The sequence below is a fragment of the Nostocoides sp. F2B08 genome, assembly GCF_009184895.1.
In the GTDB taxonomy this organism is placed as follows: Bacteria; Actinomycetota; Actinomycetes; order Actinomycetales; family Dermatophilaceae; genus F2B08.
In genome coordinates, this window is sequence record NZ_WESE01000013.1 from 24,472 (window position 1) to 39,045 (window position 14,574).

The following is a 14,574-nucleotide window of genomic DNA, read 5'->3' on the forward strand; positions in this document are numbered from 1 at the left end:
CAGTTCCGGAGGTCACGCAGGCATGCGAACCGGTCGATCGGAAGCGGTTGCCTGGGAAACCGCCTCGTCGATGCTCAGCGCCGCTCCCCGCTCCCGTGCATCGCGCCACGCCCCTGCAGGGGAGGCTTGGTGAACCGGTTCGATGAAGCGGTCGAGAAGCCGCTGATCGGGAGCCCGCCGGGGGATACCCGCCAGCTGTCGCTCCTTCTCGGCCACGCCCAGCAGAGTAGCCGCCAGCTGCGGATCCCCCAGCCCGGCCCAGATCGCCGCGGCGGCGTCGAGCAGCTCGATCGAGAGCTCGACGTCGCCGAGGGCGATCACCTCCACGGCGACCTCCCGGAGGGTGTGGTGCGCTCGTTCCGGCCCCTCCGAGTGCAACAGAGCCACGACGAGGTTGACCTGGTTGACTGCGACGCCCCACGGGTCGCCCAGCTGGGTGTCCGCGGCGATCGCGGTTCGAGCGGCCTCGACGGCTGCGGAGTAGTCGCCGATGTCCATCTGCACATGGACCATGTTGCTCAGAGCGGTCGCTTCCCGATGCGGATCCGCGATCTCACGAGAGATGGACAGGCTGCGTTCGATCAGGGTGCGAGCCTCCTCGACATCGCCGGCCTCGCGGCGGGCAATGCCGAGGCTGTTCGACTCCCGCGCCTCCCTGTCCAGGTCACCGAGGCGGTGGGCCATCGCGAGGGCGCGTTCGAGCGCCGGCAGGGCCGACGTCAGGTCGAGCTGCTGGACGGCGAGCACGCCCACTCCATGGAGGGCATCGACCACCTCGGTGCTGTCCGGAACGTCGGCGGCCGCCAGGAGCCGGAGGGCGCGTTCGTGCCATGCGCGGCCCTCCGAGATCCGGCCGAAGCGGTACCAGTAGGAGTTCATCGGCTCCAGCAGGGCGTATCCGCAGGCCGCGCGCTCGCCCGCCGGCTCAACCGTGGACGCCAGGCACCACTCGAGGGCTGCGCGGATGTCCTCCTCGACGACCTTCATCCGGTCCAGCGCGCTCATCTGCATGGGCCCGTTGAGCAGGCCCTTGATCTGGGTCGCGACGTGCACACACCACCGGGAGTGCGCCATACGCACGTCGTCATGCTCGGCGGACTCTTGAAGGCGCGCGCGGGCGAAGCGGCGGACCGTCTCGAGCATGAAGATCATCGGTTCGCCGTCGGGCCCCTCCACGATCTCCAGCAAGCTGACGTCGACCAGGTGGGCCACGACATCCAAGGGATCACGATCCTCCGCGACCACGACCTGCGCCACAGCGTCGAGGTCGAACCGGCTCGAGAAGGCCCCGAGCTGGTGGAAGATCCTCTGGTCCCGCGAGTCGAGGAGGTCGTAGCTCCAGGCGATCGTGGCCCACAGCGTCCGCTGCCGCTGCGAGCGATCCGCTGCCGGGACGGTCTCCGAGGGACGCTCGTCGATTCGCGCCAGAAGGGCCCTGGGGCTGAGGAGGCGGCACCGTGCCGCAGCGAGCTCGACGGCCAACGGCAGCCCGTCGAGGCGCGCACAGAGTGCCACGACGTCGGCGACGTTGTCACGGCTCAGGGAGAAGGTCGGCTTGACCATCCTGGCCCGCTGGACGAAGAGATCCACCGCACCGGTCTGCACCTCCTCCAGCCGGAGGCCGTCGACATCGTCCGGGACCGGAAGAGGAGACACGGGGTACTGCTGCTCGTCGACGAGGTGCAACGGCCGGCGTGACGTGGCAAGGATCCGCAGCCGGGGGGCCGCGCTCAGCAGTCGACCCACGACCAGGTCGGCCTCCGTGATCTGCTCGAGGTTGTCCAGAACGAGGAGCGCCTCACGGTCCTCGAGGAAGCGGAGAGCCCGCTCATCGGGTGAGCCGTTCGCGTCGGCAGGTGCACTCAGTGCGTCGGAGATCTCCGACCACATCAGGTCGGCGCGATCATGAGCGTGCAGCGGAACGAAGTAGACGTCGCGGGAGAACTGCCCTTCGAGCTCGCGAGCCACCGAGACCGCCAGACGCGTCTTGCCGGTCCCGCCCGTGCCGGTCAGGGTCACGAGCCGACAGCCGTCGGCGACCATCGAGCAGAGCTCGGCCACCTCCCGGTCGCGACCGAGCAGCGGCGTGGCGTAGCTCGGCAGGCTCACTCCGGCTCCCAGGCTGCGCAGCGGTGGATGGGCATCGTCGAGGCCGGGCGCCCCGACGTCGAAGAGGTGCTCCGGCTCCCTGAGATCCTTCAGCCGGTGCCACCCCAGATCTCGCAGCCGATAGCCGTCCCCACGGCCCCCGACGAGTTCCTGGGTGGCTGCCGACACGACGATCTGGCCCCCGTGTGCGGCACCGGCGATCCGGGCGGCCCGGTGAACGTCGAGGCCGATGTAGTCATCCTCGTGCCGTTCGGGCTCTCCTGTGTGAAGGCCCATCCTCACCCGCATGCGGGCACCCCCGGGCCACGCGTACTCCCCGAGGCCTCGCTGGCCCTCGACGGCCGCCGACAGCGCCTCGCGCGCCGAGGTGAACACGACGAAGAAGCTGTCGCCCTCGGTTCCGATCTCTTGTCCGCCGTGCGCCTCGAAGGCGGCGCGAAGGATCCGACGCTGAGCTGACAGCGCCTCACCCCAACGAGGCCCCAACCCGTTGAGGAGCGACGTCGATCCCTCGATGTCACTGAAAAGCATCGTCAGCGTCCCCGTCGGCAGCGGGCTCATGCCCGTCAGTATCGCCCCTTCCAGCACTGGTGTCACCGATCTTTCGACCACTCGAACGGTCGGCGCAGGGTGACCGCCGGGCCTGTTCACGAGCCCCGCGTGCGACGTATCATGGCCCAGGCAGGACCGCCTGCGAGGAGTTCCACAATGTCTCGTTCTCTCCGACTCACAGTTGGCGCAGCGACCATCGCCGCGGCCCTGGCCGCAGCGATCTTGCCGCCGGCGTCCGCGGCGCCACCCGGCGGTTCCCTGCGAGGTCTCCTGCTGACGGGTGCGGACACCTGTGGGTTCAAGACCGTATACGTCGCTCCCCAGGCGCCCTACCTGTTCGCCCCGGTTCGGCTGTTGGGCGAGGACTTCTCCCCGACGGGTGGTCTCCTCCACCCCTACCAGGTCACCATCGTGACCGGTGAGGGCCTGAAAGCCCGCCACCTGGCTCCCGGCGAGACCTACACCGGACCGGGCCGACCGCCGAAGGAACCCGTGACCTGCTCCTTCGCGGGCGCGACCAAGGAGGAGGGCGAGTTCGAGATCATGATCACCGGCACCATCCGTGGCTGATGATCGTTTGCCACGGTTGTCGGTCAACCGCACGTCGTGCCGCCATCCCGCTTCGTTGCCGTGTGCGTCACATCGGCGCCGTTCATAGCGTCGGCACACGGCCAGCATGCTTTTATCGAGGTAGGGCCACGCTCAGCGGGGAGTGTGGCCATCGGTGAGGGAGGGAACATGCGTACGCGGTCTGTGCGCCTCGCTCTTGCGGCAGCGACGCTCGGGGTGGTGACGCTCGCAAGCGCATCCGCGGTTGCGGAGCCGATGCACGATCCGCCGCCGGCCGAACTGGGTAGCTGCCCGACCGGCTGGGAGCTCTGGTGGGTGCCGGACCACCTCGGGTGGTTCGAGTACACGATCAACCACTACGCCGACAAGGACCACAACGGCAACGGGGTGCTCTGTCGGAAGGTCGTTAAGGGGGTGGGCGTCCAGGACGAGCACCACGACCAGGTCTGGGTGACCAAGGACGACGCCGCCTATCGCCCGTGACCGATGCGTGCCATCCCTCGGGCGCGGAGCAAGCGTCGTTCCTCGGCACCGTCTACGAGTTGAAGCCCCCAACAGGGGCAGCGTCGCCGTTCCGCGAACCGTCGGAGTGGAAATCACGACACCCGCGTCCGCCCTTGCTTCACAGGCGTTTCCCGGGTTTCGCAGGTCAGCAGGTAGCCAGTGGTGGACGTGAAGGGACTCGAAGCAATTGAGGGCTCCTGCCTGATCCTGCACGAAAGGGAACTCGAGGATCAGCCAGTACCGGCTGGCGCGGGCAACCGGCCTGAGTCAGACCCGCATCGGGGAGATCGTTCGCGGCAGGCGGCGGATCACCACCGAAACCGGACTGCGACTCTCCCGAGCTCTGCGGACCAGCGAGCGCTTCTGGATCAACATCCAGGCCGACTACGACATCGAAGTCGAACACGACACCCACGAGGACGACCTGATCCGCATCGAGAGCCTGGTCAGCTAGGGCCCTCTGCTCGTTCGTCCATCCGCCGCCTGTGGATGCACCGCGACGCCGGGATCGGTGTTTCAGGGTCGATGCTGGAGGACAGTGAGGGCATCAGCCACGGTTCGTGGGGCGGGCGGCCGTGCTGCGGTGATGGTGGCGAGCCAGTCGGCGATGATCGGTGCGGTGACCTCGGCGCTGTACACGGTGTCGTGGGTGACGCGATCGGGGTAGACGGTTGTGACGTCGTGTCCACCGCGGCGCAGCGCGGCGGCGAAGTCGTCGGTGAACCTGACCGGCACAACGGTGTCGGCCGTGCCGTGGACCAGCAGGACGGGCAGGTCGGGGCGGCGGTCGTTCAGGATGAGCGGGTCACCGTCGAGCCAGGTCGTCGGGTCGGGCCGATCAGGGCCGAACAGATTGGCCGCCAGGGGCCCGATCTCGGTGATGTCGTAGGGGCCGGCGAGACCGACGAGCGCGGTCGGGGCGACTGCCGCGTAGGGGCAGGCCGGGTCGGTGAACGTGTCGGGGGCAAGGGCCACGAGAGCCGCCAGGTGAGCGCCGGCGGAGTGCCCCACGATCACGACCGGCGAGCCCTCCACGCCCTCGGCGTGCAGGACTCCGGCGGCGTAGCCCACCCCACAGGCGACGTCCTGGACGGGCACCGGGAAGAACGCCCCGTCGGCGGCGGTGCGGTAGGCCACCATGACCACCGCAGCACCGCGGCTGGCCAGATCGTGGGCCAGTGGAGCCAGGCCGCTCGGGTCCGCCGACGCCCAGCCACCACCGGGGACGAGCACGACCAACGGCATCCCACCGGCGGGCTCGGTTGGGAGCACGAGCGTGGCGTCCAGGCCGGGCAGGAACTCCGCCGTGCTGCCCGGCAGGACCCCAGCTGGTGCGTCCGTGGCATTCGCCGACCGCGACGCCGTGGCGCCGGTGTCGCTGGAGGACCCGCACGCCACCATCGTCCCCACAACCAGCAGCACAGCGGCTGCCCACCGCGCCAGGCGCCCAAGGCGTGCATCGTCGTCGGTTCGCGTGCCCACCATCATCGGCCACGTCATGCCGTCATGGTCCGCCTCGGTGGCGCACTGCTGACGGCGCCCGGTGCGCACACCCTTTCGTCTGCGGCTGAGTCCACCAGCCACGGCATGGTGAACTTTGACCATCAGAGTCGGTCGTTGCGGCTGGTGACAAGGACCGCGATTGGCCGGTCAGGTGCTGTCGTGCTGGGTCGAGTGCCACGATTAGACCCGGTGGGCGGCGCGCTCATCGCGGATTGCTGTGGATGCCGCCTCGGTGGTCTTGGGCCAGGTCCAGGCGTAGTAGACGATGCCGGCGAGTAGGGCGACTTCGATGGCGCTGCCGAGGATGTAGTAGTTCCATTCGCCGACGGCAGCTCCGGCGATGGTCACGGCGTAGATGGCCGCTAGGACGATGTTCGCCATGCGCGTGGTCTTGGCTGGCAGGACGAGGCTGAGGAACACCATCAGGCTGGGGAGTGCGATGTAGAGGGTCACGCCGAGCAGGAAGCCTTGCCCGATCGAGAACACGAACATCTCGCCGGCCTCGATGTCGGCACGAATGTCGGGGCGGTACAGGCTGAACAGGTCGACGTAGGCGAAGATGAACATCGTCGATGTCCACAGTGCAGCGATCTTGATGCGGGGGTTGATCCACGAGTCCCGGTAGTCGGTGTTGGTGTGCATGGGGTTGTCATCCCGATTCGACTGAGTAGGAAGCCGGCGATCCGGCCCACTTCCCCCTTCCTGCATTGTCCCGCCGACCGGAAGTGCGTGACGGGCGCCCGTGGCAGACCTCACGTGCCCTGAGACTCTGCCGGCCGCCTGCCACCTCAGGCCGTCACCGCGGCGCAGGTCCGCGGTTCGCCGAGCGAGAGTGGCGGCTCATCTTGTGGACACGTCGTGCCCCAAGCCCACGGCACACTCCCCGACCCTCGGCTCAGACAGTCCAAACGCCGCTACGTAGCGCACTGAAGGTGCTGCACACCGCCGGGCGCTGGGCGCTCTCGGTCACCCTTTGCGCATGGGGTGGCGGGGGCCGTGGAGGTCATACCCTGATTCCCCTGATTCCCCTGATTCCGTGCTGGATCTCGACGCTCTCGACGTTGAGGAGATCGTGACCGCCTTGAACGACCAGACCGACTACGAGCACCGATGGCTGATCGACCCGAGGACCGGCGAGATCGCGTTCAGGACCAGCGACACCGGCATCGACGGTGAGAACCCGGTCGACCTCGACGATCTCGACCTGATACCCATCGACCCCGCGCGGCTGCTCGTCAGCGGCTCCCACGTCAGATGGCGAACACGACCTTCCCAGCGACCCGAACGTGCCCTATGCGATATGCGTCGACGGGGAAGGGCGGATACTCGACGTCGCAATCTTTTACAGCCACAGGGGGTTCCAGCAGTTCGGGACGCCGCAGAACGACACGCTTCGACAGGGAGAATGGGCTGACCGCCATCGTCGAAGTGGGTGACGCCCCGACACACAGCGACCGTTCAGCCCAGATGTACGTCAACGTCCTCTGCCGCTGCCTGGATCCCAACATCAGTCCACCGGAGGTCCCAGACCTCTTCGACTTCACACTCCCTCGCGACTGAGTCGCGGCCCCGGCCGGCTCACGCTTGCACTGACTCTAGACAGGTCGTGTCCGACGAGAGGATGCTGGACCGGAAGCGCCGGTGCGGCGTCGACAACCGGATAGCAGGCAGGGGCAGGGGCCATGGCAGGCATGCGCGATGACGGATCGACGACGTTCACGGTCGAGGGGGTGCGCGAACACGCCATCCCGCGGGCGCGGGCGATGCTGACCCAGATGGGGATGACCGGGATCTCCGAGAACGCCGGTATCGCCGAGGGTCACGGCGGGCGCGTGGACTACCGCTACGATCCTGCGGCCGGCAGCGTCGCCTGCGACGTGCTCGCCCTCCCCGAGCCCTTCAAGGTTTTCTCCGGACCTGCAGGGGTACGAGCCGTGCGCGAGATCGTCGAGGGTGCGCTACACCCGGCGGTCGGTGACGAAGGCGGACTGAGCCGGCCCGGCAAGGCGGGCGTGTACTGCTACGTCATCCCCACCCTGACCAACAATGCCGGCCTGGACCTCTCATACGCCACCAGCGACTTCTCCCACGGTTCGCTGGCGAGCTACACCTCGACGGTCTCCGCCGGTGGGACGGAGTCCCTGTTCGAGGCGCATTCCGGCAATGCCTCGGGGTTGGGGGTGTCCGGGTCGGTGACCTACCAGCTCACCGACGGGACTCCGCTGACCTTCACGTTCAACCTGCTGAGCACGTGTGACTACAGTTTCGCCGCCGGGTTCACAGGCCCAAACGCAGGTCGCTACAAGCCCCCAAGCATCTCGGAGAACGAGGCCAGCCTCGACGGCTACACGTATCTCGAACCCGTCGTCGTCATCGAGAAGAAATAGCCGACCGTGCCGGGCTCGGCGGGGCCGTCGTCCACCGCGTGGGGCACCCCCCTGACCTCTCCGGTGATCGTGCGTCATCAGGATCGACTGGTCATGCTCGCCCGAGCGTCCGATGCCGCAACCGATGAGCTGTACCTCCAGGTCCTCGACCCTTCGGCCACCCTGGACGCCGCGGACGAGGCCGCATGGAACGGGTGGTACCGCTTCTCATTCCCCGAGGCGCCGACCGACCCGTCATCCCCCGTCACCACCGGGGCGACGGCCGCTCCCACTCCGGAGCTGCGCGTCAGCGGCATGGATCTACTCACGGTCCTGCCCGTGACTGCCGCGGTGAGTCCGGCCGACGCCGCCTTCCAGGTCGTCAGCGACGACCGGCACCTGTGGTGCTTCCGAGCCTCGGCCACTGGCACGGTGTACCTCAACCGGCTCGCACTCACCAGTCACACCGAGACGGTCGGCGAAAGCGAGGAGACCCGCTACGCGCTCGAACCCGCACACGAAGCCCGGTACCAGCGCAGCGGGCTGCGGGACGTGGCCCTGGACGACACCGACACCTGGTCGACGGTGGACCTAACCGGCGCACCCTTCCTCGAGCCGACCATCGAGCTGACGACCATCGGACACGCGAGCACAGGACGGTTCGCGGTCACCCGTGTCCCCACAGCAACAGCGGGAGCCGTCGCCTGGTACGTCGCGGTCTCGACCGGCAACGGAGTGCACCTGCACCGATTCACCCAGACCGACGACACGCTCCTGATCCCTGCCGATGACCCGATCACCACCCTGACACCCTCGCTGCACGTCCACGGCGGGAGCACAGCAGCCCTGACCGTGTCTACAGACATCGCGCCCGCCGTGGCGTTCTACGCCGAGCACGACACGGTGCCCACCGGTGCGGGCACCGACGTCGACGTGCCTCGGCAGGGCCGGCTCCTGGTCACCGTCCCGGTCTCAGGCACCGGCCTCGGCTCGGCGATGGCGGTCTATGACTTCTGCGTCGGAGCCGACGGCCAGATCAGCGTCCTCACTGCCGAGCAGCAGGTGGTGCAGCTCGTCGACGGGACCCTGCGCGAGGGGACGTTCACGCCGGACCGGACCGCCCCGTTCTACCCGACCGGCGCCCAGGCGGCGGACTGCGTCCAGGTCGTCGACGGACTGGTCGTCAACCTGATGCTGCTCGGACAGGTCGCCCCGGCCGCTGATCCCGCGGTCGACATGCTGCTCCGGCCTGGCGACGACGGCCTGGTGCACCTGTACTACGGCGGCCCCCCAGTCCCGGTCGACACCGCAGAGGTGACCGGCTGGCATGCGCTGGTGCCCGGCCAGCCACAGGCCCTGGTGGCCCACTTCGACCCGAGAGTCAGCCGACTCGTCCTCGACCTGCCGTGGGCACAGCTGGTCAGCAGCGAGCAGCCACCAGGGGCGGTCCACCTGGCCGCCAGAGCCGCGGGGGCGATCATGACGGGAACGACGGTGACCGTCTCGCCCGCCACCTTCACCAACGATGCGCGCACCGACCAAAGCGACCTGTGCGACCTGACGATCAGCTACCCCGCGGCCAGTCACCTGCCATCCGAGCGCTGGGTCGGGCTCCCCCGGCAGACAGACGTCCTCATGGCCGTCCTCAACGGTGGCGCCACCGACGACAGCGCCGACCCGAGCGTCACCAGCGGGGCCCGACCCTTCTTCGACTTCGACGGACTCCACCCACAGCTGAGGCTGCCTTTGAGCACGGGGGTTCCCGCCACGCAGGAACACACCGCGTACGCGGTGCTCACCTCGACCCGCACCGGTGTCCCCCTGCGCAGCGGCTCGGTCGGCGTCGATGGCGACACCGCGCGGCTCGAACTGCGCTACACCACCGGCTCCGATGACCTCGTCCAGGTCTGGAGCGGGCTGCCCACCAACCTCGCCGAGGCACTGACCGTGCTCAGCGGAAGCGCCGCGACTTCGACCTACGACTACACCCCCGGCCCCGGCTCGACGCCCCTCTTCGCCCTACCCACGACAGGCTCGCCCATCCTCACCCCGCTGCTCCTCCTCCCGACGGCCCAGGCACCGGGTGACATCGCGGGCATGACCATCGACGTCACCGTCTCAGCCCTCGACCGCGCCCTGCTCGACGTCCACTTCGCTCACGTCACCGGTGCGGGCACGATCCAAGGCGTGCGAGCGGAGGTCGTCGGCTTCGTCGCCGACCTGGGCAAGGACGCGGTGTTCCAGGCCCTCGGGCTGCACGTCGACGCGACAGGCGCCGCCGGTACCGTGGCCCTGACCCGCGACCCGGCCGGACGGGTCGACTTGCGCGACGCCGCATGCCTCTTCGACCTACGTCAGCCACCCGACCTGCCCGATGCCACCACCCTGGCGGCCTCCACAGCCCCCTTGTCGGCCGGCCGCCAACGCCACACGTTCGAGCCGGCCCAGGCCGGCCCGTCGCGCGTGGAGATGATCGGCCTCGTCGCCTCCGGCGACGTCCCTGACGACGGAGCCCCCGCCTACATCCTGGACACCCCCTCGCCGGCGGCATCGAGGGCCAGCCGCAGTCTCGGGAACACGGCCGCCGGCAACGAGCAGCCGCGCTCGGGGGTCTGGCTGAGGGAGAACCCCCACCAGGCGGTCACCTTCGACGGCACCGACAGCCTCTTAGTGCCGATCCTGGAGAACGGCCACCCGACCCAACGCAGCGCCCGGCTGCGACCATCGCCACAGTGGACGCTGGAGACGTGGCTGCAGCCGACCGGACGCAACCCGCAACGTGTCATCACCTTCGCCGACACAACGACACCCGTCGCCGCCGATGCACCCGCCCTCGACTACCGAGTAGCCCTGGACGGCCAGGACGTGCTCGACCTCGGCTCCTACGACCACGGCCCCGGAGTCCCGGACAGCTCCTACGCGCAGGGCTCGGTCTCCCCCGGGCACACCCCCCTCCCCCCGGACGCCTTCACCTGGGAGGTCTGGGTCCAGCCGGACCAGGCAGCCGCTCCCCGCGGCGCCGACGAGGCACCCCTGGGCGGCATCCTGGCTGTCGAGATCCCCGGCTTCTCGGTGCCCGCGGTGGCACTCGGCCTCCGGGCCGACCGTCGCATCCTGCTCGAGGTCAGCGTCGACGGGTCACAGACCACGCCGTATCTCAGCCAGGGCGCACTCCCCCACGTCGACGAAGACGACACGCCGCAGTGGAACCATGTCGCGCTGCGCGGCACACGCGCCGCTGACGCAACGACCTGGACCGTCGACCTCGTCGTCAACGCCGTGATCGACGCGACCTTCACCGACGTCACCCTGCCAGCGGGCGACGACGGCGCCACCGTCGTCATCGGCAGCAAGAGCCCGTACGGAGCGTCGGTCTTCGGCAAGCTCACCCAGCTGCGACTGTGGTCCACCCGGCGCTCGATCGCGGAGATCCGACGCAGCGCCTTCGTGGCCGTCGCCGGCACCGAACCCGGGCTGCTCGGCGCCTGGCCGCTGACCGCCATCGTCGCGGGGAGCGGAAGCGACCGCTTCCTGTGCAACGTCGCCACGACCACCGGAGCACCCTGGGACGCCCTCGTCGTCACCGGCAAGCAGCCGCTGGACCTTGTCACGGACGACGTGTTCCTCTCCGTGCTCGCCACCGTCGGTGGGCTGGACCCGGTGGCCGCCGATGCGCTCCTGGCAACCGGCCGATGGAACCATCTCGCGATCACGTTCGAGGCCGGTGGCGCCCTCGATCTCAACCCCCGCGACCGCACCGATGCCGGACTCATCGACTCGATGAGCTGTGCCCACAGTGACGACCTGGACGCCGGATCGGGGTTCTCCATCGACGCCTGGCTACGGCTACCCACCGAGGAACGCCTCACCGGCACGATCGCCGGGCGGTGGGCCTGGGACGAGGACCCGCACGACCAGAGCTACCGCTTCGGGGTCACCTCCGCCGGCGAGCTCACCCTGGAGCTGCGGCTCGTGACCGACTCCGCGGGGGTCACCGACTCGGTCAGCACCACGTCCGAGGGCGCAGGACTCGCCGACGGGAAGGTGCACCACGTTGCCGTCACGTTCCGCACCGCACCGCGCGAACAGGAGGACGAGAAGTCCACCTGGACCGTGACCTTCTGGGTCGACGGGAAACCCGTCGGCACCCCCGAGACCGGCGAGCAGGACCGCGCGAGCATCCAGGTCCAGGCCACCCAGGTGGAGTTCCTCGCCGGGCGCGGCGTCTCCGTCCCCGCCGGTGCCGCGCCGCAGACCCTCGACTCGCTGCGACCCCTGCGGGCAGCCCTCGGCCGGCTCCGGTTCTGGGGCAGCGTCGCCACAAAGGAGGACCTGTTCCCCGAGGAGTACGCCCGCTGGCCGCGCTTCGGCCCACCCGAAGGGCTCGCCGCTCAGTGGGACTTCCTCGAGCAGGAAGGCCGCACCGCCACCGACACCATCGGTGGCAACGACGGCGTCCTCAGCAGCTCCGCCCCGTGGCAGCTGCTGCGGGACACCTCCACCATGACCGTCTACGCCAACGGGGCCATGGTCTCCAGCACCAAGCCCTACACAGGAACGCTCACACCGTCGGCGAGCACCGGGTGGTGGATCGGAGCCTCCGACGGCGACGTCCGCGGCCTCTCGGGCGACGTCGCGTCGGTGACCCTGTGGGACACCGCGCGCACTCTCGAAACGATCCAGGACCAGCAGTTCACCCCGCGCTTCGGCACCGAGGCGGACCTGCTCGCCGGGTGGACGTTCAGCCCAGGCGGTCGAGACATCACCGGCGGAGGCAACGACATCACCGTCCCTACCGCACGGAACGTTCCGTCCACCGTGCCGGTCACCATCGAAGGGGCCGTCACGCGCGCCATCTACGGCGGCGTCATCACCGAACGCAGCCGATCCCTCGCCGACAGGCCCGCCATCGGATCCGCCGTCGACGTCCAGCGCCTATCCGGACGTACGCCCGCCGCAGTCGTCAAACGCACCTACGTCGTCGACGCCAGCGAGTCGCCCGACCGGCCCATCTACGTCGGCGACCTCGCCCTCGTCTGGGTCGGCCAGGTGCAAACCGACCCCACGCTCATCGGCTTCATCGAAGGCGCCCCACCGGTGCCGTCAGAGAACCTCACCCGGCCCTACTACCTCCAACCGGCCGGACCCGGCTACATGCGCTACCTCGACACGGCCACCGTCTCCCTCGTCCAGCAAGCCGGGAACCAGGTCAGCTACACCTCCTCCACCAACGACAACGGCAGCCTGAACGTCAGCGCCGCCCTCGGCATCTTCGGCACCTACCAATCGACGCTCGCCAACCTGGTGGCCATCTCTGACAACACCTACGAATTCAAGAACCAGGTGCAGGCCAGGTTCGCCTTCCAGGGGCAGTGGGGCACCCAAGACGGCACCCAGTACGACGCGGCATGGACGGCCGGCCAACGCGACACGCTCGGTATCAGCGGTGACTGGGAACCCTACGAAGAAGAGCAGACCGACTACCTCAACCCTCAGGTCGGCCGCCGGTTCGTCCCCGACAACCTCGGCTGCGCCCTCGTCGAGTCCCTCACAGCCGACCTGTACGCGGTCACCTTCGCCGCCACCGGTCAGGCACTCGGGACCGTGGTCGTGCCCAACCCGACCATCCCACCCGACCGGAACATCCTCATGTTCCCCATGAACAAGCAGAACACGCTCGCCGGATGCCTCGACGGCAAAATCGGCCTCGTCAACGACCCCGCCTACCCCTCGGCCGACCGGCAACGCGGCAGCTTCTACAAACCCATCCAGGGATACGCCCTCGCCGAACAGATCACCCGAGAAGCCGAACAACAGCGAGCCTACGCCGAACAGCTCGACGTCGAGAGCCTCGGCAAGGAAGGCGACGCGTCCCTGACCGACGTACCCGCCAACCTTCCCGTCGACTTCGAGACCGCACCAGGGGACCAAGGCCAGGTCGCCACCGGTCGCAGCGGGCTCGTCAACCGGTACACCTGGTCCGCCGACGGCGGTCTGCACACCGAAACCCAAACTCTCGCGGCCACCACCACCAAGTCCTTCAGCGGCTTCCGCAGTCTCGCCGTCGGCGGCGGCATCAGCGCCGGGGGGGAGTTCTACCTCAAACTCGGATGGGCCTGGTCCCTGGACCTTCTCGGCACCCACACCGTCGAGGTGACCGTCGGCCACTCCGAGGGACTCAGCCAGGCGCTCTCCCTCGAGGTCACGCTTGAGGGCGAGGCATACCTGAGAGCCTGGGACCCCACTGCGCCGGCCGAGTACGGCCCTGGCATCGGCGCATTCCTGCCCGGTCCCGCCCCCGGCAAGGTCCGCCAGTACCGGTTCATGTCGATCTACCTCCCACCCCGGACCGCCAACGCCTCTGCATTCGACACCATCGTCGACCACAGCTGGAAACAGCTCTCCAACGACCCCACCGCCCGCGCACTGCGCGAGATCGATTCCACCAACCCCGTCTGGCGAGTCCTCCACCGGGTCACCTACGTCGAACGCATCCCGCCCTCGGTCGCATCCGGGCCCCTCTTTCTCACCTCGCCGGTCGAGCGTGAGCCCGTCAACCTCACCAACAACGCAACCCTTCTCAGGCTCATCGACGCCGCCATCCCCGACACAGTGCCGATCAGCCGAATCAGCATTGGAGCCGCCGTGGCTGCGGTGATGAACCCCGCACCCACCGCTCCAGGGACCTACCCACCAGCAGTCCTCGAACTACACATCTCCTGGTGGAGCCAGTTCCTGCAACGCGCCAGGCCCGACCCGTCCGGCGTCATCGTCGACCCCGCCGCCGCGACCGCCCTCGCCGCGCTCACTCGTGACACTGTCGACTACGCGTGGGCCGGATACGCGACCCACGTGCTGCCCATATCGCCCGAGGAGGGCAAAGAGACCCCTGCCTGACCCGCAGGGAAGATCCCTGCTCCGCGTGCCGGCAGGTGAATCCATCAAGGTCGCCAGTGAGTCGATGCGTCGT

Annotated in this window: 9 protein-coding genes; 6 read left to right on the forward strand and 3 right to left on the reverse strand. The window is 68.8% G+C overall.

Going from position 1 to position 14,574, the window contains the following annotated elements:
• Positions 1-12: 12 nt before the first annotated feature.
• Positions 13-2,670, reverse strand: coding sequence for a tetratricopeptide repeat protein (locus GA707_RS19110; RefSeq protein ID WP_193315432.1), 2,658 nt, complete (start codon positions 2,668-2,670; stop codon positions 13-15).
• A 147-nt stretch (positions 2,671-2,817) separates the two neighbouring features.
• Between GA707_RS19110 and GA707_RS21000 the strand changes: the two genes are divergently transcribed.
• From GA707_RS21000 to GA707_RS21865, 3 genes are all read left to right on the forward strand, one after another.
• The gene (locus GA707_RS21000; RefSeq protein WP_193315433.1) at positions 2,818-3,231 is read left to right on the forward strand and encodes a hypothetical protein; all 414 of its coding nucleotides are present in this window, start codon (positions 2,818-2,820) and stop codon (positions 3,229-3,231) included.
• A 168-nt stretch (positions 3,232-3,399) separates the two neighbouring features.
• Positions 3,400-3,714, forward strand: a complete 315-nt coding sequence (locus GA707_RS19115; RefSeq protein WP_152180054.1) for a hypothetical protein — start codon at positions 3,400-3,402, stop codon at positions 3,712-3,714.
• A gap of 250 nt (positions 3,715-3,964) precedes the next feature.
• The gene (locus tag GA707_RS21865; RefSeq protein ID WP_152180087.1) at positions 3,965-4,189 is read left to right on the forward strand and encodes a HigA family addiction module antitoxin; all 225 of its coding nucleotides are present in this window, start codon (positions 3,965-3,967) and stop codon (positions 4,187-4,189) included.
• Positions 4,190-4,251: 62 nt separating this feature from the next.
• On the opposite strand, the gene GA707_RS19125 is transcribed toward GA707_RS21865, so the two are convergent.
• Together GA707_RS19125 and GA707_RS19130 are read right to left on the reverse strand one after the other, a co-directional pair.
• A complete protein-coding gene (locus GA707_RS19125) occupies positions 4,252-5,235 on the reverse strand; it encodes a S9 family peptidase (RefSeq protein WP_193315434.1) in 984 nt (327 codons plus the stop codon).
• Between the two features lie 183 nt (positions 5,236-5,418).
• A complete protein-coding gene (locus GA707_RS19130; protein ID WP_152180056.1) occupies positions 5,419-5,880 on the reverse strand; it encodes a DUF6326 family protein in 462 nt (153 codons plus the stop codon).
• 394 nt (positions 5,881-6,274) lie between these two features.
• Between GA707_RS19130 and GA707_RS21005 the strand changes: the two genes are divergently transcribed.
• The 3 genes from GA707_RS21005 to GA707_RS19145 all read left to right on the forward strand — a co-directional run bounded on the left by GA707_RS21005 (position 6,275) and on the right by GA707_RS19145 (position 14,501).
• Complete coding sequence (locus GA707_RS21005; protein WP_193315435.1) at positions 6,275-6,652, forward strand: hypothetical protein; 378 nt, start codon at positions 6,275-6,277, stop codon at positions 6,650-6,652.
• A 268-nt stretch (positions 6,653-6,920) separates the two neighbouring features.
• Entirely contained in the window at positions 6,921-7,625 is a 705-nt protein-coding gene (locus GA707_RS19140; RefSeq protein ID WP_152180057.1) for a hypothetical protein, read from the forward strand.
• A gap of 93 nt (positions 7,626-7,718) precedes the next feature.
• Positions 7,719-14,501: a LamG-like jellyroll fold domain-containing protein gene (locus GA707_RS19145; protein WP_152180058.1), complete on the forward strand. Its 6,783-nt coding sequence runs from the start codon at positions 7,719-7,721 to the stop codon at positions 14,499-14,501.
• Positions 14,502-14,574 lie beyond the last annotated feature (73 nt).

What these genes read in the sequence shown, in the direction of transcription:
- GA707_RS19115 (WP_152180054.1), top strand. Translation starts at nt 3,400, where the DNA reads ATGCGTACGCGGTCTGTGCGCCTCGCTCTTGCGGCAGCGACGCTCGGG.
- GA707_RS21000 (WP_193315433.1), top strand. Translation starts at nt 2,818, where the DNA reads ATGTCTCGTTCTCTCCGACTCACAGTTGGCGCAGCGACCATCGCCGCG.
- GA707_RS19125 (WP_193315434.1), bottom strand. Translation starts at nt 5,235, where the DNA reads ATGACGTGGCCGATGATGGTGGGCACGCGAACCGACGACGATGCACGC.
- GA707_RS19145 (WP_152180058.1), top strand. Translation starts at nt 7,719, where the DNA reads ATGCTCGCCCGAGCGTCCGATGCCGCAACCGATGAGCTGTACCTCCAG.
- GA707_RS19110 (WP_193315432.1), bottom strand. Translation starts at nt 2,670, where the DNA reads ATGAGCCCGCTGCCGACGGGGACGCTGACGATGCTTTTCAGTGACATC.
- GA707_RS19130 (WP_152180056.1), bottom strand. Translation starts at nt 5,880, where the DNA reads ATGCACACCAACACCGACTACCGGGACTCGTGGATCAACCCCCGCATC.
- GA707_RS19140 (WP_152180057.1), top strand. Translation starts at nt 6,921, where the DNA reads ATGGCAGGCATGCGCGATGACGGATCGACGACGTTCACGGTCGAGGGG.